The organism is Collinsella sp. HCP28S3_E9 (assembly GCF_052065455.1).
Taxonomy (GTDB): Bacteria; Actinomycetota; Coriobacteriia; order Coriobacteriales; family Coriobacteriaceae; genus Collinsella.
In genome coordinates this window covers 223964-242363 of the sequence record NZ_JBQHTZ010000001.1, presented here as the reverse complement: position 1 = coordinate 242363, position 18400 = coordinate 223964, and the positions used below count along the sequence as shown (strand labels likewise).

16 protein-coding genes are annotated in these 18400 nt (G+C 61.0%); 14 read left to right on the top strand and 2 right to left on the bottom strand.

Translation table 11 applies throughout. From position 1 onward, the window contains the following. Positions 1 to 210 precede the first annotated feature (210 nt). Positions 211 to 1629, bottom strand: coding sequence for a citrate synthase (locus tag ACTNA2_RS01080; RefSeq protein ID WP_441048324.1), 1419 nt, complete (start codon positions 1627 to 1629; stop codon positions 211 to 213). Between the two features lie 74 nt (positions 1630 to 1703). Then, positions 1704 to 1991: an ACT domain-containing protein gene (locus tag ACTNA2_RS01075; RefSeq protein ID WP_006235289.1), complete on the bottom strand. Its 288-nt coding sequence runs from the start codon at positions 1989 to 1991 to the stop codon at positions 1704 to 1706. A 349-nt stretch (positions 1992 to 2340) separates the two neighbouring features. Between ACTNA2_RS01075 and rpmE the strand changes: the two genes are divergently transcribed. The 14 genes from rpmE (at position 2341) to ACTNA2_RS01005 (ending at position 18393) form a co-directional block, all read left to right on the top strand. Beyond that, positions 2341 to 2766, top strand: a complete 426-nt coding sequence (rpmE, locus tag ACTNA2_RS01070; protein ID WP_154516018.1) for a 50S ribosomal protein L31 — start codon at positions 2341 to 2343, stop codon at positions 2764 to 2766. A gap of 190 nt (positions 2767 to 2956) precedes the next feature. Beyond that, a complete protein-coding gene (locus ACTNA2_RS01065) occupies positions 2957 to 4060 on the top strand; it encodes a hypothetical protein (RefSeq protein WP_441044638.1) in 1104 nt (367 codons plus the stop codon). Further along, positions 4047 to 4319, top strand: a complete 273-nt coding sequence (locus ACTNA2_RS01060) for a hypothetical protein (RefSeq protein ID WP_441048323.1) — start codon at positions 4047 to 4049, stop codon at positions 4317 to 4319. The genes ACTNA2_RS01065 and ACTNA2_RS01060 overlap by 14 nt, the downstream gene beginning before the upstream one ends. A 156-nt stretch (positions 4320 to 4475) precedes the next feature. Beyond that, a complete protein-coding gene (gene secA, locus ACTNA2_RS01055) occupies positions 4476 to 7283 on the top strand; it encodes a preprotein translocase subunit SecA (protein ID WP_441048321.1) in 2808 nt (935 codons plus the stop codon). Beyond that, positions 7283 to 8431: a peptide chain release factor 2 gene (prfB, locus tag ACTNA2_RS01050; protein ID WP_441048320.1), complete on the top strand. Its 1149-nt coding sequence runs from the start codon at positions 7283 to 7285 to the stop codon at positions 8429 to 8431. Before secA ends, prfB begins: the two co-directional genes overlap by 1 nt. Before the next feature lie 162 nt (positions 8432 to 8593). Beyond that, positions 8594 to 9484, top strand: coding sequence for a YitT family protein (locus ACTNA2_RS01045; protein WP_441048319.1), 891 nt, complete (start codon positions 8594 to 8596; stop codon positions 9482 to 9484). Between the two features lie 207 nt (positions 9485 to 9691). After that, positions 9692 to 10522 (top strand): transketolase, encoded by an 831-nt coding sequence (locus ACTNA2_RS01040; protein ID WP_154516003.1) that lies wholly within the window; start codon positions 9692 to 9694, stop codon positions 10520 to 10522. Between the two features lies 1 nt (position 10523). Further along, complete coding sequence (locus ACTNA2_RS01035) at positions 10524 to 11465, top strand: transketolase family protein (protein WP_441014998.1); 942 nt, start codon at positions 10524 to 10526, stop codon at positions 11463 to 11465. 451 nt (positions 11466 to 11916) lie between these two features. Then, positions 11917 to 13134 carry a cell division ATP-binding protein FtsE gene (ftsE, locus tag ACTNA2_RS01030; protein ID WP_441048318.1) on the top strand — a complete coding sequence of 406 codons (1218 nt, stop codon included), beginning with the start codon at positions 11917 to 11919 and terminating at the stop codon, positions 13132 to 13134. Further along, a complete protein-coding gene (gene ftsX, locus ACTNA2_RS01025; RefSeq protein WP_154515997.1) occupies positions 13121 to 14041 on the top strand; it encodes a permease-like cell division protein FtsX in 921 nt (306 codons plus the stop codon). Before ftsE ends, ftsX begins: the two co-directional genes overlap by 14 nt. A 267-nt stretch (positions 14042 to 14308) precedes the next feature. Further along, the gene (locus ACTNA2_RS01020) at positions 14309 to 16444 is read left to right on the top strand and encodes a ribonuclease R family protein (RefSeq protein ID WP_441048317.1); all 2136 of its coding nucleotides are present in this window, start codon (positions 14309 to 14311) and stop codon (positions 16442 to 16444) included. Positions 16445 to 16618: 174 nt separating this feature from the next. Continuing rightward, positions 16619 to 17224: a recombinase family protein gene (locus tag ACTNA2_RS01015; protein WP_441048316.1), complete on the top strand. Its 606-nt coding sequence runs from the start codon at positions 16619 to 16621 to the stop codon at positions 17222 to 17224. Between the two features lie 120 nt (positions 17225 to 17344). Next, on the top strand, positions 17345 to 17911 hold the full coding sequence (locus tag ACTNA2_RS01010; RefSeq protein WP_441048331.1) for a VanZ family protein: 567 nt from the start codon (positions 17345 to 17347) through the stop codon (positions 17909 to 17911). Positions 17912 to 18027: 116 nt separating this feature from the next. Beyond that, entirely contained in the window at positions 18028 to 18393 is a 366-nt protein-coding gene (locus ACTNA2_RS01005) for an arsenate reductase family protein (RefSeq protein ID WP_441048330.1), read from the top strand. Positions 18394 to 18400: the final 7 nt, after the last annotated feature.

The following is an 18400-nucleotide window of genomic DNA, read 5'->3' as shown; positions in this document are numbered from 1 at the left end:
GGATGACGCGGAAACGGCCCCTCCCGGGGCCGTTTCAGTTCCAGATCGTTGTTTTCGCCCGCTGAGCTGGGCCTATGCCGGAATCTCTCCCACAGAAACCACCGAAGAGCCAAAAACAATCATTCGATGCAGCCCTTTCTGCTGGCATAAAAAGCGTGGCCGAGGGCGGTGATGCCCTGGCCACGCTCGTGTTCTATAACGGTGCGCGTCCTAACGGTCGGCGAGCGGCTTGTACTCCAGTGGCTCGATTACCGGACGGTATGCCGGGCGAATAATACGATGCGCGCAGAAGAGCTCTTCCATGCGGTGCGCCGACCAGCCTGCCATGCGCGCGACGGCGAACAGCGGCGTAAAGAGCGTCTCGGGCACGCCGAGCATCTTGTAAATAAAGCCTGTATACAGGTCGATGTTGGCACAGATGGGTTTGGTCATGCCGTGGTCCCGCATCACCTGCGGCGCTAGGCGCTCAATACGCTCGATGAGCGCGAACTCCTCGCCCAGGTCCTTCTTGGCGGCCAGCGTGCGCGCGTAGTGGCGGCAGACCTCGGCGCGCGGGTCGCTGAGCGTGTAGACGGCATGTCCCATACCGTAGATGAGCCCCGTGCCGTCGAAGGCCTGCTTGTCCAAGATCTTGCCCAGATAGGAAGCGACCTCGTCGTCGTCTTCCCAGTTGGAAACGTGCGCGCGAATGTCCTCGTGCATGGATACGACCTTGGCGTTGGCGCCGCCGTGGCGTGGGCCCTTGAGCGAGCCGATGGCCGCGGCGTAGGCCGAATACGGGTCGGTGGCCGACGACGACAGTACGCGGCAGGCGAACGTGGAATTGTTGCCGCCGCCGTGCTCGGCATGGAGCATAAGCATCACGTCGAGCAGCATCGCCTCGTCGCGGGTAAACGCCATGCCGCCGCGCAGCACCTGCAAAATGGTCTCGGCCGTGGACAGGCCGGGCGTGGGGTGCGGCACATGCACCTCGGAGCCGCGACGCTTGGCGACCGAAGCCATGTGCGCGAAGGCGGCAATACGGGGCAGACGGGCGAGCATGGAGATGGCAACATCGATCTCGTGCTCGGGGGTGATCACGTCGGGCTCGGCGTCGAAGGCATAGAGCAGCAGCACGGCGCGCTGAAGCACGTTCATGATGCTCGACGACACCGTGGTCATCGGGAATTCCTTAACGTACTCGTCGCTCAGGTGCCTAAACGCGCCCAGACGCCCGCAAAAGCCGTCGAGCTCATCCTTGTTGGGCAGCGAGCCCGTGATGAGCAGGTAGGCGACTTCTTCGTAGCCGTAGCGGTTCTCGGCCTGGGCATTGTTGACCAGATCTTCGATGCTGTAGCCACGAAGCGTGAGCTTACCCTGATCGGGCACAGCCTTTCCGTCGACCTTGTTGTAGCCGTGCACGTCCGAGATACGGGTGAGGCCCGCGACCACGCCCGATCCGTCGGCATTGCGAAGACCGCGCTTAACATTGTGCTCGACAAACAGGCCCTCGTCATAAGGCTCGGTGGGCATGCCGTAGTATAGATTTTCGCTTTCGGGCGAAATCTGGCGGCTTGCTTCGTAGTCCAAGACCAGGCGGCTCAGGTGGTCGTCGAAGCGGTAATAGATTTTCTTGGCGTCGTAGGCCATGCGCGCTCCTCTCCGGGCCATGTGGCGACGTTGCGCCTGGGCGCACGTTGGGCCGTCGTCACGCAGCCTGTTCGCTACAGGCGGTACATAAAGTTAAAGACGTCCTCGCGCTGGATGGACACGTTGACGCCCGAAAGCTCGCCGGCCTCGGCCAGGGCCTTCTGCAGCTCGGCGAAGTCGAGCTTGGACTCGGCGGTGTCGGCCAGCATGGTCATGGTGAAGATGTCCTCGATAATGGACTGCGTAATGTCGCGGATGTCGACATTGGCTTCGCCCAGGACGCGGGTGACGCCGGCGACAATGCCGGGGCGGTTCTTGCCAAGGACGGTGATGACGATACGGGAGGACGAGATCTCGGCCATGGGAAACCCTTTCGCGTGTTAGCGGCGCGCGGCGGCGCTCCGCTACGGTACAGTGTTCATCATTGTACCTGTCCCGTGCAAAAAGGGGCACCTTTGCTGCGGCGTTACACGTCTGCAACATGGAGCGCTTGTCTCGTAGGGTGTATTTTTGGCACCCTGGACAGCTCGGGCGGCTCTGTTGGCGCCGCGATCGGGCAGATTCGCCTGTGCACTCCGGCGTAAAGACCGTGAACCTTTTGTGGGACGCTCGACGCCGTGGTAACATAGCCGAGTTTGTTGTCTTGGTCGGAAACCAAGACGCCTTATGCGCTGATCGGTAACCAGCGCCTGACCAATAAGGAGTCCTACCATGAAGCAGGGTATCCATCCCCAGTATGTCGAGTGCACGGTGACGTGCTCCTGCGGCAACACCTTCAAGACGCACGCTACCGTGTCCGAGATGAGGGTCGAGCTTTGCAACGAGTGCCACCCGTTCTACACCGGCCAGCAGAAGTTCGTCGACACCGGTGGACGCGTCCAGCGCTTCGCCGACAAGTTCGGTGGCGCCGCTGCCGCCCAGCTCAAGAAGGCCGAGGAGGCCAAGGCTGCCAAGGCCGCCAAGGCTGCTGAGGCCGAGGCCGCTCGCAAGGCCGCCGCTGAGGCTAAGGCTGCCGAGAAGGCCAAGCGTGCCGCTAAGTTTGCCGAGGAGGCTGCCAAGCAGGCCGCCGAGGCTCCCGCAGAGGCTCCCGTCGAGGAGGCCGCTGCCGAGGCCGAGACCACCGAGGCTGCTGAGTAAATAGCTCGCCGAGGAATCGCTCGCATTCATGGCAAAAGGGCCGTGCACCCAATTGGTGCACGGCCCTTTTCTTATCGACGCAAAGTAGCACGTCCTCTTTGCACCGAACGGTGGGGATTTTTCGTTTGCCCAGATAAAACCTGCCAAAATAAACCTGTCCCTTTTTGGCAGGTAACCGATAGGAGGCTACGTGGACACATCGACGTCCTTGGGCAATCGCGAGCTCGCGGTGGCAAAGAAGCGTGCGCTCGATGCTGCCTATTTTAGGAAGGGTATCGCTGTCGCGGCGCTTTCGAGCTGCATGTATGCGCTGTACACGGCCTTTGTTACCGCCGGTCAGCTCTTTGGCGTTTGGGCCGGTTGGTTCGATGCATTTGCTCCCTCCGGCCTTTTGGCGGTATTCATCTTGCCCACGATCGCCTCGGGCGTCAATGACGTGTTGAGTGCCGTCTGGGCCACGTTTTTCACTGCCGGTCAGGGCAAACTCGCCGACCTAGGCCGCTGCATCGCCTCAAAGCCCGGCGTCATCGTTATCGCCGCCGCCTTCATTGGCGGGCCCATCGCTTCTGCCGCCTACGTTATCGCGCTTTCGCAGGCAGGCACGCTTGCCGTGCCCATCGCCGCGCTCAACCCCGCGATCGGTGCGGTGCTCGCCCGCGTGCTCTACCGACAGCCGCTTAGCCCCCGTGTCGTCACCGGCATCGTTGTCTGCGTGGTCGCCGGCGCTATGATCGGTAGCGCCGGCCTGAGCGGGCAGGCATCTTTCGGCATGGCGCTTGGCTTGGGCCTGGCGCTGTTAGCCGCCCTGTGCTGGGGCGTCGAGGGATGCGTGGGCGGCCGCGCCACCTGCATGATCGATCCTCAGATCGCCATCAACATCCGTCAGCTTGTCTCGGGCGTCGGCAACCTGTGCTTGGTACTGCCGGCCCTAACCTTGGCATGCGGAGAGCCCCTTGGTCAGAGTTACGTCCTTGTCGCCCAAGCGCTCACCGACAAATCCTCCGTCGTGTTTTTCGCCTGCTCCGGTTTTGCCGCCTACTTTTCGTTTATGAGCTGGTATCGCGCCAACTCCATGTGCGGCACGGCGCTGGGCATGGCCATCAACGGCACCTATACCTTTACAGCGCCGCTGTTTACGTGGATTATCGTCGGCCTGGTCTTGGGCTTTGACGGCTACGCGCTTCCGTCCGTTGCATGGGTGGCGGCCGTCGTCAACCTCGTCGGCATTTGCCTGATCGCCGTGAATCCCCTCGACATGGTTAAAAAGGACGGTGATCGGGATGCTTCCGCTTAACTATGCCATGCTCGATTATTTTGTTTGCCATGACGAGGCTTGCGTCGACGATGTGATGGCCGATCTCGCGGCCGAGTATGCATCGTTTGCCGCCTTTGCAAGGCCGCGCATGCAGGAGGCGCTCATGACCGCGCACAAGAATGGCCTGATTGACGAGGCGCGCTTTGATTTGGATGCCGAAGGCGAGCTTCGCGTCTACTATCGGGCGAGCGCCGAGCAGCGCAAAGTTATCGGCGCTTATCTGGGCCGTAGCCATTAAAAATAAAACGCCCTTTTTGGCAGGTCGGTCGTAGTTATTACGTGGGGGATGAGGTCGAGCGTATAGCGTGCGCCCCGTTTGGCTAAAGTACAACTATCTGTGTTTAACTCGCCCAGTGCAGTGCGCTACGGGCGATGGCCAAAAAAGGAAAACCACATGGGATTCATGTCAAAGCTGCTCTCCTTTGGATCCGATAAGGACCTTAAGCGCTACTACAAGATCGTTGACCAGATCAACGGGCTTGAGCCTCAGTTTGAGAAGATGACCGAGGAGGAACTTCGCGGCCAGACCGATAAGTTCCGCGAGCGTTATGCTAACGGCGAGTCGCTTGACGACATGCTCCCCGAGGCCTTTGCCACCGTGCGCGAGGCTTCAAAGCGCATCACGGGCATGCGTCACTTTGACGTACAGCTCATCGGCGCCATGGCGCTGCACGAGGGTCATATCGCCGAGATGAAGACCGGCGAAGGCAAGACGCTCGTCTCCACCCTGGCCGGCTATCTTAACGCCATCGCCGGCAAGGGCGTGCATGTCGTTACCGTCAACGACTACCTGGCAAAGCGCGACTCCGAGTGGATGGGCCGCATCTACAAGTATTTGGGCATGACCGTCGGCCTGCTGCAGAACAACATGCCGCTCGAGCTTAAGCGCCCGGCCTACCAGGCCGATGTCACCTACGGCACCAACTCCGAGTTTGGCTTTGACTACCTGCGCGACAACATGGTCACCCGCCCCGAGCAGCGCGTCCAGCGCGGCCACAGCTACGCTATCGTCGACGAGGTCGACTCCATCCTGATCGACGAGGCCAGGACCCCGCTGATCATCTCGGGCGCCGGCACCAAGTCGGCCAGCACCTACAAGGACTTCGCGCGCGCCGTGCGCGGGCTGGAGCGCGGCGAGGACGTGTCGCACGATATGCTCACCGCCACCGAGGACGTGGAGCCCACGGGCGACTACGTCATGGACGAGGCCAAGCACACCATTGCCGCCACCGAGCGCGGCCTCAAGAAGATCGAGCGCCGCCTGGGTATCGAGGACATCTACGCCGACCTTTCGGGCCAGCTGGTCAACCACCTGCAGCAGGCGTTGAAGGCCCAATACATGTTCCACCGCGACAAGCAGTACGTCGTTACCAACGGCGAGGTCAAGATTGTCGATGAGTTCACCGGCCGCATCATGGAGGGCCGTCGCTATTCCGAGGGCCTGCATCAGGCTATCGAGGCCAAAGAGGGCGTGCTCGTGCGCGAGGAGAACCAGACCCTTGCCACCATCACCCTGCAGAACTACTTCCGTCTGTATGACAAGCTCTCCGGCATGACCGGTACGGCGCTTACCGAGGACGCCGAGTTCCGCGAGATCTACAAGCTGCCCGTCGAGGTCATTCCCTCCAACAAGCCCGTGCAGCGTGTCGATCACGAGGACCTGGTGTACCGCACCATCCAGGCCAAGTACAACGCCGTTGCCAATGATGTCGAGCAGCGTCACGCCAAGGGCCAGCCGGTCCTGGTCGGTACCGTCTCCATCGAGAGTTCCGAGAAGCTGTCGGCAGCCCTTACCAAGCGCGGCATCGCACACGAGGTCCTCAACGCAAAGCACCACGAGCGCGAGGCTCATATCGTGGCCCAGGCCGGTCGTTACGGCGCCGTGACCATCGCTACTAACATGGCCGGTCGTGGTACCGACATCCTGCTGGGCGGCAACCCCGACGAGCTGGTGCGCGAGCGCCTGGAGTACGAGGGCCTGACCATGGAGGACGTGACGCCCGAGCAGCTCGAGCAGTTTAACGCCGAGGCCAAGGAGACCTGCAAGGCCGAGCGCGAACGCGTGCTTGCCGCCGGCGGCCTGACCGTCATCGGCACCGAACGCCATGAGTCCCGCCGTATCGACAATCAGCTGCGTGGCCGCTCCGGTCGTCAGGGCGATCCGGGCGAGACCCAGTTCTACCTGTCGCTCGAGGACGATCTGATGCGCCTGTTCGGTGGCGACAAGATGGACCGCGTCTCCAAGATGATGGTCACGGCAGAAATGGGCGACGACATGCCCATCCAGCACAAGATCATCTCCAAGGCCGTCGAGAGCGCCCAGCACAAGGTCGAGAGCATCAACTTCTCCATGCGCAAGAGCGTTCTTGAGTACGACGACGTGATGAACAAGCAGCGCCAGGTTATCTACGCCGAGCGCAACAAGATTCTGGACGGTAAGGACCTGACCGACCACATCACCGAGGTCATGCACGACACCGTGTACCGCTGCGTGCAGGAGTTTTGCGCTAAGGACAGCCACGACGGCGAGCGCGACCTCGATGGCCTGCGCAAGTGGGTTGTGGAGCTGACCGGCCATATCGATACGCCCAAGTTCCCCGACGAGGATTACGAGGCCCTTGCTGCCGATGTCCTGGCCTACGTCGAGAAGTGCTACAACATGAAGGCCGAGCGCCTGGGTGAGGACCTCATGCGCGAGCTCAACACCCAGGTCATGCTGCGCGTCATCGATACCCGCTGGATGAACTACCTGCAGGAGATGGACTACCTCAAGACCGGTATCGGCCTGCGCGGCTTTGGTCAGCGCGACCCGCTGGTCGAGTACAAGACTGAGGCCTATGGTGCCTTCCAGATGCTCGTTGACACCATGTACGAGGATTACCTGCGCACCGTCCTGCGCATCGAGATCAAGGCCGCCCCGCAGGCTGTGGAGCGCAAGGAGGACCCCGCGCTCGAGGGTGCGCGCTTCTCCGGCCCCGCCGACGTCGATGGCGACAACGGCAACTCGGTCCTGCGCAAGGAGGCACGGGCACAGGCTCGCACGGCCGTCCAGGGCGGACCGGCAGCTGTCAACAACGGCGCTAAGGTGACCACCTACCGCAAGTCCGAGAGCGACGACCCGTATGTCAACGTGGGTCGCAACGAACCGTGCCCTTGCGGCAGCGGCAAGAAGTTCAAGTACTGCCACGGCAGGAATCGTTAATGGCGGATGCTTTAGAGGTAACGCCCGCCGAGCTGGACGCGTTTGCGGACCGGCTCGGCGAGGTTGAGTCGTATCTTCATTTGGACGAGAAGCGCACCCACGTGACCGAGCTTGAGGCCAAGAGCGTCGCTCCCGGCTTTTGGGACGACGCCGATGACGCTCGCGCCACGATGGAAGAGATTGCGCGCGCCAAGGAGGATATCGCCGCCGTGGATACCGCGCGCGGCGAGCTCTCCGATGCCCGCGCGGCGCTGGAACTTGCCGAGGAAATGGGCGATGACCCCGATGCCGCTGCACTGCGTGAGGAGGCTGCCGCCACGGCTGATCGTCTGGCGCGCGCCATCGATGAGCTCGAACTTTCGAGCTGGTTTACCGGCGAGTTCGATCACGGTGACGCGATTGTGACTATCAAGCCCGGACAGGGCGGCTTGGAGGCGCAGGACTGGACCTTCATGCTCTTTAAGATGTACATGAAGTACTGCCAGCGCCGCGGCTGGAAGGTCACCATCAACGATTGCCCCGCTGCCGAGGTCATTGGCATTGATCGCGCGACCTTTACCGTTGAGGGCAAGGATGCCTTCGGTATGCTTCGTGCCGAGGCCGGCGTTCACCGTTTGGTGCGCATTAGCCCCACCGATGACAAGAAGCGTCGACAGACTACGTTTGCCGGCGTCGAGGTCATTCCGGTGCTGCCCGACGATATCGATATCGAGATCAACCCCGACGATATCCGCGTCGACGTGTACCACGCAAGCGGCCCGGGCGGCCAGGGCGTCAACACCACCGACTCCGCCGTGCGCGTGACGCATTTTCCCAGCGGCATTGTAGTGACCTGCCAAAATGAGCGCAGCCAGATTCAGAACAAGGCCGCGTGTATGCAGATTCTCAAGGCCCGTCTGTACGAGATTGAGCTCGAGAAGCGCGCCGAGGCGCTCGACGAGATCCGCGGTCCCAAGACCACGATTGGCTTTGGCAACCAGATCCGCAGCTACGTGCTCTATCCGTATCAGATGGTCAAGGACCTGCGCTCGGGCGTGGAGACCAGCAACGTCGACGCCGTTCTCGACGATGGCGACTTGGATCCGTTTGTGATCGGCTACCATCGCTGGGCTACCGGCAATGCTGATGCGGAGTCTCCGTCCGCTTAAGCCCCGGGTGAGTCACGGACCGACACTAAACTCTGGACAGGCGGTTTTATATCCAGAGCAAACCCGCCGCGGGGTGGTTTTTCCTCGGCGAATCGGTAGAATCAAATACGGTAAGAAGTTCAAAGCGCACCCAAGGGGGTGCGCTTTTTTGAGGGAGGTAGCATGGCATATCGTCTGGATATCAAGCGCATTCTTTCAATGAACTTCTTCCGCGATCTACCCCAGATCATGCTTGGGTGCGCTTTGGCGGCCATCGCGACCGACCTGTTTTTGATTCCCAACGGTCTTGCCGCCGGTGGCGTTACGGGCCTTGCGACTATTATCCAGGCGGTCGGTGCCGCGCGGGGCGTGTCGCTGCCCGTCGGTATCCAAACCATCGTGATGAATGCCTTGCTGTTGCTGGTCGTCATGCGCGAGGGCGGCATGTTCTATGTGGTACAGACGGCGACAGGCTTTGTGCTACTGGGCTTCTTTACCGACCTGTTTGCCCCGTTTGTAGCGCCTCTGGCAGATGCAGACCTGATGCTTCCCGCTATGTGGGGCGGCATTATCACGGGCATTGGTTACGGCATGGTGTTACGCGCCGGCGCCAACACCGGCGGCTCCGACACCATCGGCCAGATTATCTCACGTAATACCTCGCTGCCGGTGGGTTCGACCGTCATGGCGATCGATGTCGCCGTATGCGCGGCATCGGCCCCCGTCTTCTCTCTAGAGAACGCGCTGTATGCAGGGCTTTCGATGGTAATTAGCGGCTATGTGATCGACGCTGTGGTCGATGGCGGCAACAAGCGCCGTATGGTGCTCATCATCTCGGAGAATTTCCCCGATATCGCGGCCGATATCATGTATGGCCTGGGTCGCGGCTGCACTAAATTTAAGGCGACCGGCATGTATTCGGGCGCTGAGAAGCCGGTGATTATGGTGATCGTTAGCCGCCGCGAGCTCAATACACTCAAGACCATCGTGCGCGAGCGCGATCCTCAAGCTATCGTGACGGTCGCCGACGTTACGGAAGCCTTCGGTGAGGGGTTCAAGGACATTAACGCGTAGGGCAGACTGCGCTCCATCCAAAAGACGTTCACATTGATAAACCGATTCATCAGCGGGTCTGCCAGCTAAATTATTCAAATAATGATAAAAACTCTGGTAAAGCCTTCAGTTTCCAGCATAATGAATGGCGCACGTGCATTGCGGCTGGGTTGGGATTACCTTCTGCGCCGTGCGCATCTTGTCTAAAGAGGATGAAAGGAAGGCACAATGAGCGACGAAGAGCTCAAAAAAGTTGCCAACGAGGTAAGGAAGGGCATCGTCACCGGCGTGCACGCTGCCAAGTCCGGCCATCCGGGCGGTTCGCTCGGCTCTGCCGACATCATGACTTATCTGTACTTTGAGGAAATGAATGTCGACCCGGCCGATCCTCGCAAGGCCGACCGCGACCGCTTTGTGCTCTCCAAGGGCCATTGCGCTCCGGGTCTGTACGCCGTGCTCGCCGAGCGCGGATTCTTCCCCAAGGAGGACCTCGAGACGCTGCGCCATATCGGCAGCCACCTGCAGGGCCACCCCAACATGAACGACACCCCGGGCGTCGACATGTCCACCGGCTCGCTGGGCCAGGGCATCTCCGCCGCCGTGGGCATGGCCGTCGCCGCCAAGCACTGGGGCGATACTTACCGCACGTACGCCCTGCTGGGCGACGGCGAGAGCGAGGAGGGCCAGGTCTGGGAGGCCGCCATGTTTGCCGGCAATCAGCAGCTCGACAACCTCTGTGTGATCGTTGACCACAACGGTCTGCAGATTGACGGTCCCGTCGAGGAGGTCAACGATCCCATGCCGCTCGCCGACAAGTTCCGCGCCTTTAAGTTCCACGTGGTGGAGCTCGCCGACGGCAACGACTTCGGTCAGATTCGCGCCGCCTTTGCCGAGGCTCGCGCCACCAAGGGTCAGCCTACCGCCATTATCGCCGAGACCATGAAGGGCAAGGGCGTTTCCTTTATGGAGAACCAGGTTGGTTGGCACGGCAAGGCCCCCAACGATGAACAGTTTGAGCAGGCCATGGCAGAGCTCACGGCCGCCGGAGAGGAGCTCTAGGATGGCAGACGTCAAGAAAATCGCCACGCGTGTAAGCTACGGCGAGGCCCTCGTTGAGCTCGCTGCCGAGCACGACGACTTTGTGGTCCTCGACGCCGACCTGGCTGCCGCCACGCAGACCGGTAAGTTTAAGGCCGCCTGCCCCGACCGCTTCTTCGATGTGGGCATTGCCGAGAGCAACCTGATGGGTGTCGCCGCCGGTATCGCGACCACCGGTCGTACTGCCTTTGCGAGCACCTTTGCCATGTTTGCCGCCGGCCGCGCTTTTGAGCAGGTCCGTAACTCCATCGGCTATCCGCACCTCAACGTCAAGATCGGCGCCACGCACGCCGGTATTTCGGTGGGCGAGGACGGTGCCACGCACCAGTGCTGCGAGGATATCGCCCTTATGCGTGTTATCCCTGGCATGACCGTGATTGTCCCGGCCGACGACGTGGAGGCCCGCGCCGTGGTCCGCGCCGCCTACGAGTGCGACGGCCCCGTGTACATGCGCTTTGCCCGTTTGGCCTCGCCGGTCATCAACGACCCCGAGACCTACAAGTTCGAGCCGGGCCGCGGCATCGTCATGCGTGAGGGCGCCGATGTGACCATCATCGCCTGCGGCCTGATGGTTGGCGAGGCTCTCGAGGCTGCCGAGCAGCTCGCTGCCGAGGGCATCGACGCCGAGGTCATCAACATGCACACCATTAAGCCCATCGACGCCGATCTGATCGTCAAGAGCGCCGCCAAGACCGGCCACGTCGTGACCGTCGAGGAACACTCCGTGATCGGTGGCCTGGGCAGCGCCGTTGCCGACGTGCTCTGCGAGCAGTGCCCGACGCCGCTCAAGAAGATTGGCGTCAACGACACCTTTGGCGAGTCCGGCCCGGGCGCCGAGCTCCTGCACAAGTACGGCCTGGATGCCGCCAACATCGTGGCAACCACCAAGGAGTTCTTGGCCTAGGGCAAGACGAGGCAAAGTATCGCTTCAGCAACCGTAAGCAAGCCAGAACAGGGGCGCCCCCAAAGAGGGCGCCCCTGTTTTTTGTCGGTAACAAACAAATCAGGCCCGCACCAAGCAAGGGCTTCCTCCGGGAAGCGGGCCCAGACCAGCAAAGTGCAACTCAGCCCTTCCAACTTTGTATATGCAGCACCCCAAGAAAAACGCGGCGACTCCTTAGTAGCCGCAGGCCGCGCACAGGGCTACCTCCCAAATCTTTCCGCAGGACGGAGGAGTCCCCGCAGCGCGAAGCGCGCGGCGGGGACTCCGACATGTCCGAGGACGATTTGGGAGGTAGCCCTGTGCGCGGCCGGTGAGACCAAAACCCTGCCATGCTTCTTATGTGCAGTGAAGCTAATGCTGCTAAAATACAAAGCGCTCATGTAGTTTAAACGCACGATGATAAGGAGCACCAGTGGGTAACCACTTCCGTACCTCCGGTGCGGGCGATGAGGCCCCCAAGACACGGCAAGGTGTCCCGGGCACACGTTTCGCCACTCCGGATTCAGAGGGCCAGCATATTGCTCAGGCCCCCGCACAGCCGGCAGATCAGGCACGGCCGGCATCCGATCCCTTTGCCTACAATCCCACCAGCGATGTCGAGCTTTCTGCCGCTGCGGGCTTTGAGCCCGTCCAAAAGGTGACTGCTCGCGTGAACCAGCCTCAGACGTCAGCCGAGCCTCAGCCGACCATGGCGGGCATTCCCGATCCCATGGTTCCTGCTACGCCCGCGCCGCAGCCGGCGCAGTCCGGCCTCTTTGCCGGCATTCCCGATCCTATGCAGCCCGCTGCGCCCATAGTCGAGAATGATCAGGCTGCCGAGGTCGCAAGTCTTGACAATGCGCTCAACAACCCCGATTTTACGTCGGTGTTCGCGCCTATCGATCCGCAGGCAAGTCGCAAGAAGATGGCCAAGCAGGCCGGTGTCGAGCCCGTCATTCTGATGGAGCATGTCACCAAGATCTACCCGGCACAGCCCAACAAGCCCGCACTCGACGACATCAACATCGAGATCTATCCGGGTGAGTTCGTCTTCTTGGTCGGTCATTCCGGATCGGGTAAGACCACGCTGCTTTCCACGCTCAACCGTGATGTCAGGCCTACGAGCGGTCGCATTTTGGTCGCCGGTCAGGATCTCATGAAAATCAAGAACCGCAAGGTTCCCTTCTTGCGCCGCCAGATTGGTGCCGTGTTCCAGGACTTTAAGCTTTTGCCGCAAAAGACCGCCTATGAAAACGTGGCGTTTGCCCTGCAGTGCATAGGCAAGCCCAAGGGCGTCATTCGCAGCCAGGTGCCCGAGGTACTGCGTCTGGTCGGCTTGGCCGATCAGATGGACTCGCTGCCCGATCAGCTTTCCGGCGGCGAGCAACAGCGCGTGGCCGTCGCCCGCGCCATGGTCAACCGTCCGCCGCTGCTGATCTGCGACGAGCCAACGGGCAACCTCGACCCGGCAATTTCGCTCGGCATCATGAAGCTGCTCGAGCGCATTAACCGCACCGGCACGACCGTGATCGTGGCTACCCACGATCGCGAGATGGTCGATAGTATGCATCGTCGCGTGATCGCCCTCGAGGGCGGCCACGTAATCCGCGACCAGGAGAGGGGAGGTTACGGCAACTATGGCACCAACTAACGTGGGCTATTCGCTCAAAGAGGCAATGAGCCACTTCTTCCGTAACTGGACCACCTCGCTCGGCGCCGTCATCACGATTTTTCTTTCGCTGTTTATCATCGGCCTGTTCATCATGGGTTCCGCGATGCTGAACTCCGTGATCGGCACCGTTGAGGACCAGGTTGTTATCAACGCGTTTATTAGCGATGACGCCGACCAGGCCGACGTCCAGGCTTTCGAGAGTGAGCTCAAGACGTGGAACAATGTTAAGTCCGTGACCTATAAGGACAAGGACGACGCGCTGGCCGAGTACACGAGCAAGATGTCGGGTAACGCCGACGCCACTCTGAGCGCACTTGATGGCCAGAATCCGCTGCCTGCTTCGTTCGCGATCGAGATGGACGATCCGTCCCAGGTCGAGAGCACGGCCAAGAAGCTCAAGAAGAACTCCGATTTCCAGAAGATCGCGGATGACGGTGACGTTGACGCGAGCGTTCTGTACGGTCAGGAGGAAGTGAGCCGCCTGTTCCAGGTGACGAACTACATCCGCATCGCTGCCGTTGTGCTTGTTGGTTTGCTGACGTTTATCGCGTTCATCTTTATCAACAACACGATTCGCCTGTCGATTACGGCTCGCCGCCGCGAGATTGCTATCATGCGCCTGGTGGGCGCCAGCAATGGCTTTATTCGCGGTCCGTTTATCACCGAGGGCGTGCTGCAGGCCGTTTTGGGCTCGCTGCTTTCCATCGGTGTTTTGGAGCTGCTTCGCAACCTGTTGGTTCCGCGTCTTCAGGAGAGCATTGGCTGGATGTCGTTTGCGCTGCCGATGCAATACTACCTGGTGACGTATGCCGCACTGATCCTGGTCGGCGTGATCATCGGTCTCTTTGGTTCCGCCATTGCCATGCGTCGCTACCTGCGCGTGTAGACACAGCTGGAACAAGTTTTGCTAACGGGCCGTCCCGCTCTGGGGCGGCCCGTTTTTTGATCCCGTGCGACGGAGGAAAAGGGCTCACCGGCAGTTCGGCTTGTTTCGATAATTCGATTTTCTCCGTCACATAGGGATCATGACGCGAGGTGCGTGCCCTGTTGTTGATTGGGTAGACTCTTTGATGCGTGCGGTTTAGGCCTGCACGGTGTTTTGACATGATGCGGTTGCGCCTGCGGGCCCCGCAACAGATAGTAAGGAGGCGCCATGGGGCGCAATAACAAACATAAGCGTAGCGCTCGCAACAAGCGCGCGCCGGTGCGTAGCGAGCGGCGTCCCAGCCTGACGGGCCGTGTGCAGCTCCATGAGCACAGCGCCTATGTTGTCACCGATAATGGCGACTATAAGGTTATGGGTCGCGGCAAGCGCGAGATTATGGACGGCGACATCGTGGCCGTGAGCATTAAGACCGGACCGCGCGGCGATCGCCGTGCCGTGATCGAGGGCGTTGTCGAGCGCGCGGCCATAAGCGTGGTGGGCACGTATCAGACGGCAGGCCCCCTCGGCGTGATCGAGCCGCTTGATTCGCGTCTCAAGGCCGATTTCTTTATGTTGCCCGAGGATACTTCGGCGGAGCGTTTGGGCGTGCATCCGGGCGATGCAGTCGTCGCACGCATTTTGAGCTATCCGACACGCTTGGAATCGGGCACCGTGACTCTTGAGCGCCGCATTGGCGGCGACGATGCACCCGACTTGGGCGTTCAATATGTCATGGCTCGTTACGGCTATACCGATAGTTATCCCGAGACCGCCCTTGCCGAGGCCGAGGAGCTATCGCTCGACGTGGCGACAGCTCTTAAGGACCCACTTCGCCGTGATCTGCGCGACCGTTTTATCATCACGATCGATCCGGTCGACGCGCGCGACTTTGACGACGCCATCTCGTTGGAGCGCACGACGCAGGGCGGATACAAGCTGGGTGTCCATATCGCCGATGTATCGCATTATGTGGCCTGGGACGGACACATCGACCTAGAGGCTCGCCATCGCACGACGTCGGTGTACCTTGCCGATCGCGTGCTCCCCATGTTGCCCGAGCGCCTGTCGAATGACCTGTGTTCCTTGCGCCCCGACGAGGATCGCCTGGCGTTTACCGTCGACATCGAGCTCGATGCGCAGGGGCACGTCCGCCACTACGATCCGTATCCCAGCGTGATTCGCTCGCGCGTGCGTATGGACTATGACGGTGCCGAGGCATTGCTGGTGCGTGCCGGTGCGGTGGAGTACTCCGTGTTGGAAGGTGCTGCCGAGGATGTTGCTGCAGCCGAGGCGTCGCGCGAGGAGGCGCTTGAGCGCGGTTTGACTGGCGAAGAGACTGCCCGCGACTACGACGTGGATCTGAGCGATTTCCTAGTCGCTGCCAACGAGCTTGCCGAGCGACGCCGTCGCATTCGCCGTGCGCGCGGCTCGGTCGACTTTGACACGGCGGAGATTCGCGCTTTGCTGGACGAGGACGGCGTTCCCGTGCAGATCGTGGCCCGCGAGCGCTCGTGTGCCACGTCGCTCATCGAGGAAGCTATGCTGCTTGCCAACGAGTGCGTTGCCGAGTGGCTGGCAGACCGCGATATTGAGGCATGCTATCGCGTGCATGAGGATCCCAGCCCCGACAGCTTGCACGGGGCCGCTGTGGCGCTGGCGCAGCTGGGTATCATCGACGATCGCCGCGCGGCCGGCATTGCCCTGGGAAGTCCCGATGAGCTGCAGGCGGCGGTTGACGCTGCCGCTGGCACGGCAAATGCCTCGCTTGTCAACACGTTGCTATTGCGCAGCATGCAGCGCGCGCTGTACAAGCCGCGCAACGAGGGCCACTTTGCGCTCGCCGCGCCGTGCTACTGCCACTTTACGAGCCCTATCCGACGCTATCCGGACCTTGTTGTCCATCGTGTGCTCAAATTGCAGCTGGCGTATGAGCAGCTGGGCGGCAAGGATGCCTTGGCGCGCACGCCGCGGCTGATCGGCAGGGGTCGCGAGTCGCTGCCGCGCATCTTGCCGCAGATTTGCCGTGCATGCAGCGATGCCGAGCGTGCGGCCGACGCCGCCAGCCATGCGACGCAAAAGATCAAGATTGCCCAGTATTACGAGGATCGTCTGGGCGAGCGCTATGCCGGAACCATTTCGTGGGTCAGCAGCATGGGCCTCTTTGTGCGCCTCGACCTGACACAGGTCGAGGGCTTGGTCTCGATTAAGAGTTTGGGAAGCGAGTGGTTCGAGTTTGACGAGGACGCGCTCACGTTGACGGGTGCCGACACGGGGCGCCGTTTTGAGTTGGGGCAACGCGTGATCATCGAGGTCTCGCGCGTCAACACGACCCGCGGGCACTTGGATTTCAGGCTTATTCATTAGCCGGAATTTGGTGATTGATAGAGAACGGGGCGGTCTTTTGGGGCTGCCTTTTTTGTGGCGGTTCAATCGTCTTGCCGCTCGCGCGCTTGCGTCTTCCGCCTGCTGCAGGGGAGATAAAACCTACCAAAATAAACCTGTCCCTTTTTGGAAGGTTTACGAGAGAGCGGGGATGAGATGACAACGGTGTACGGGTATGCGCGGGTGAGCTCGCGTGATCAAAATCTGAATCAGCAGCTGGATGCGCTGGGCGCCTATGGCGTGGAACCGGCGAATATCTTTGCCGACCATGCGAGTGGCAAGGACTTCGATCGACCGCGGTATCGCGAGCTGCTGTGCGCGTTGGATTCCGGCGATGTGCTGGTGGTACTTTCCATTGATCGGCTGGGCCGTAACTACAGCGAGATCCTCGAGGAATGGCGGTGCATAACCAAAGAGCTCGGCGCCGCCATCGTGGTGCTGGACATGCCATTGCTCGACACGCGCGCCAGAGACTGTGGTGGGTCGGACGTGACGAGTACGTTGATTGCCGATATTGTTTTGCAGCTGCTGAGCTATGTGGCGCAGGTGGAGCGCGAGAACATCCACCGGCGCCAAGCCGAGGGCATTGCGGCGGCGCGAGCGCGCGGCGTGCGCTTTGGCCGGCCCCGCAAGCCCTGTCCCCCGCAATTCGAGCTGGTACGCGATGCCTACGAGGCGGGTGATATCACGCGGAGTCAGGCGGCAAAGCGGCTAGGCGTGTGCGTGGGGACGTTCGATCGCTGGATGCGCGAGATGGAGTAGGGGCGCCACGGTCCTTTGGCGCCCCGATTCGAACATATTGGATTTCGCTACGGCGACAACTGCATTTGGGGGTACACTCGCTGCTGCTCAAAAAATGACGGAGGTTAGCCCTTGGCGCGTGTGAAGCACATAGTCGGATGGATTTCGATTGTCCTGCTGGTCGTGACGCTGGCAAGTATTTGGATGCTGACGGAGCAAAACGTGGAGCAGACGTCGTCGCTCAGCGAGTCCACCGCGCGTGCGGTGGAAGGACGGGCCGCGGACGTGCGGCCCGACGCCACGCAGGAGTTCCAGGCGGGGGATGCCGTCGAGGGCACGGATTCAACGACTGCCACTGTTCATCCCGACCCGCTTGCGCCCGTTCGTCTGTGGATGGGTGCCAACATTCGTCGCGTCGCACATACCGTTGAGTTCTTCTTTGTAGGACTTTTTGCTTCGGCGACAGTGGCATGCCTGGGCGAGTGCCTGCCATGCGCGCGATTCCGGTACGTACTCGCTCTGCTCTTTTGCGCCGTCTGCTCTGTCGGTGACCAAGTGCACAAGATCTTTGTTCCTGGTCGTCATTTCGACATGATCGACCTGGGCTTCGATGCCGCGGGTTACGTTGTCGCCATGCTGTTGGTGCTGTTGGCCGCCGCGCTGGCTCGGTGCGCGACCTGTCCCATTGGCGCCCATGCGAGGCGCTAACTTCAAGATGGAAAATCGCGACCGCCTGTACGTCGGCGCTGGTTACAATATCGGCATCGGTCGCAGATGGCCATCGATGCGCTGTTTGCCAGACACTTGTCTTTTCTAAGAAGGGAATCCCCATGGCAGTGCTGTTTGTTGAATACCCCAAATGCTCGACGTGTAAAAAGGCCAAGGCCTGGTTGGACGAGCATGGGGTTGAGTACGTCGATCGCGATATTGTTACAGACAATCCTTCGGCTGAGGAACTTGTGACCTGGATTGCTCGTTCGGGGCTGCCGGTGCGACGCTTCTTTAACTCGTCGGGCATGAAATATCGAGAGCTTGGTCTGAAAGCGCGCCTGGATGCGGGTATGACGGACCAGGAATGCTGCGAGCTGCTGGCGACTGACGGCATGCTGGTTAAGCGCCCGCTGCTGGTGGGCGACGACTTTGCGATCCCCGGCTTTAGGGAAGCGGCTTGGACCGAGGCGTTGCTGTAGCGGCTTC

Bases quoted from the DNA above. Each gene is read 5' to 3' on its own strand.
- ftsX (WP_154515997.1), top strand. From the start codon at position 13,121: ATGGCACCAACTAACGTGGGCTATTCGCTCAAAGAGGCAATGAGCCAC.
- ACTNA2_RS01060 (WP_441048323.1), top strand. From the start codon at position 4,047: ATGCTTCCGCTTAACTATGCCATGCTCGATTATTTTGTTTGCCATGAC.
- ACTNA2_RS01020 (WP_441048317.1), top strand. From the start codon at position 14,309: ATGGGGCGCAATAACAAACATAAGCGTAGCGCTCGCAACAAGCGCGCG.
- ACTNA2_RS01045 (WP_441048319.1), top strand. From the start codon at position 8,594: ATGGCATATCGTCTGGATATCAAGCGCATTCTTTCAATGAACTTCTTC.
- prfB (WP_441048320.1), top strand. From the start codon at position 7,283: ATGGCGGATGCTTTAGAGGTAACGCCCGCCGAGCTGGACGCGTTTGCG.
- ACTNA2_RS01080 (WP_441048324.1), bottom strand. From the start codon at position 1,629: ATGGCCTACGACGCCAAGAAAATCTATTACCGCTTCGACGACCACCTG.
- rpmE (WP_154516018.1), top strand. From the start codon at position 2,341: ATGAAGCAGGGTATCCATCCCCAGTATGTCGAGTGCACGGTGACGTGC.
- ACTNA2_RS01015 (WP_441048316.1), top strand. From the start codon at position 16,619: ATGACAACGGTGTACGGGTATGCGCGGGTGAGCTCGCGTGATCAAAAT.
- ACTNA2_RS01075 (WP_006235289.1), bottom strand. From the start codon at position 1,991: ATGGCCGAGATCTCGTCCTCCCGTATCGTCATCACCGTCCTTGGCAAG.
- ACTNA2_RS01035 (WP_441014998.1), top strand. From the start codon at position 10,524: ATGGCAGACGTCAAGAAAATCGCCACGCGTGTAAGCTACGGCGAGGCC.
- ACTNA2_RS01040 (WP_154516003.1), top strand. From the start codon at position 9,692: ATGAGCGACGAAGAGCTCAAAAAAGTTGCCAACGAGGTAAGGAAGGGC.
- secA (WP_441048321.1), top strand. From the start codon at position 4,476: ATGGGATTCATGTCAAAGCTGCTCTCCTTTGGATCCGATAAGGACCTT.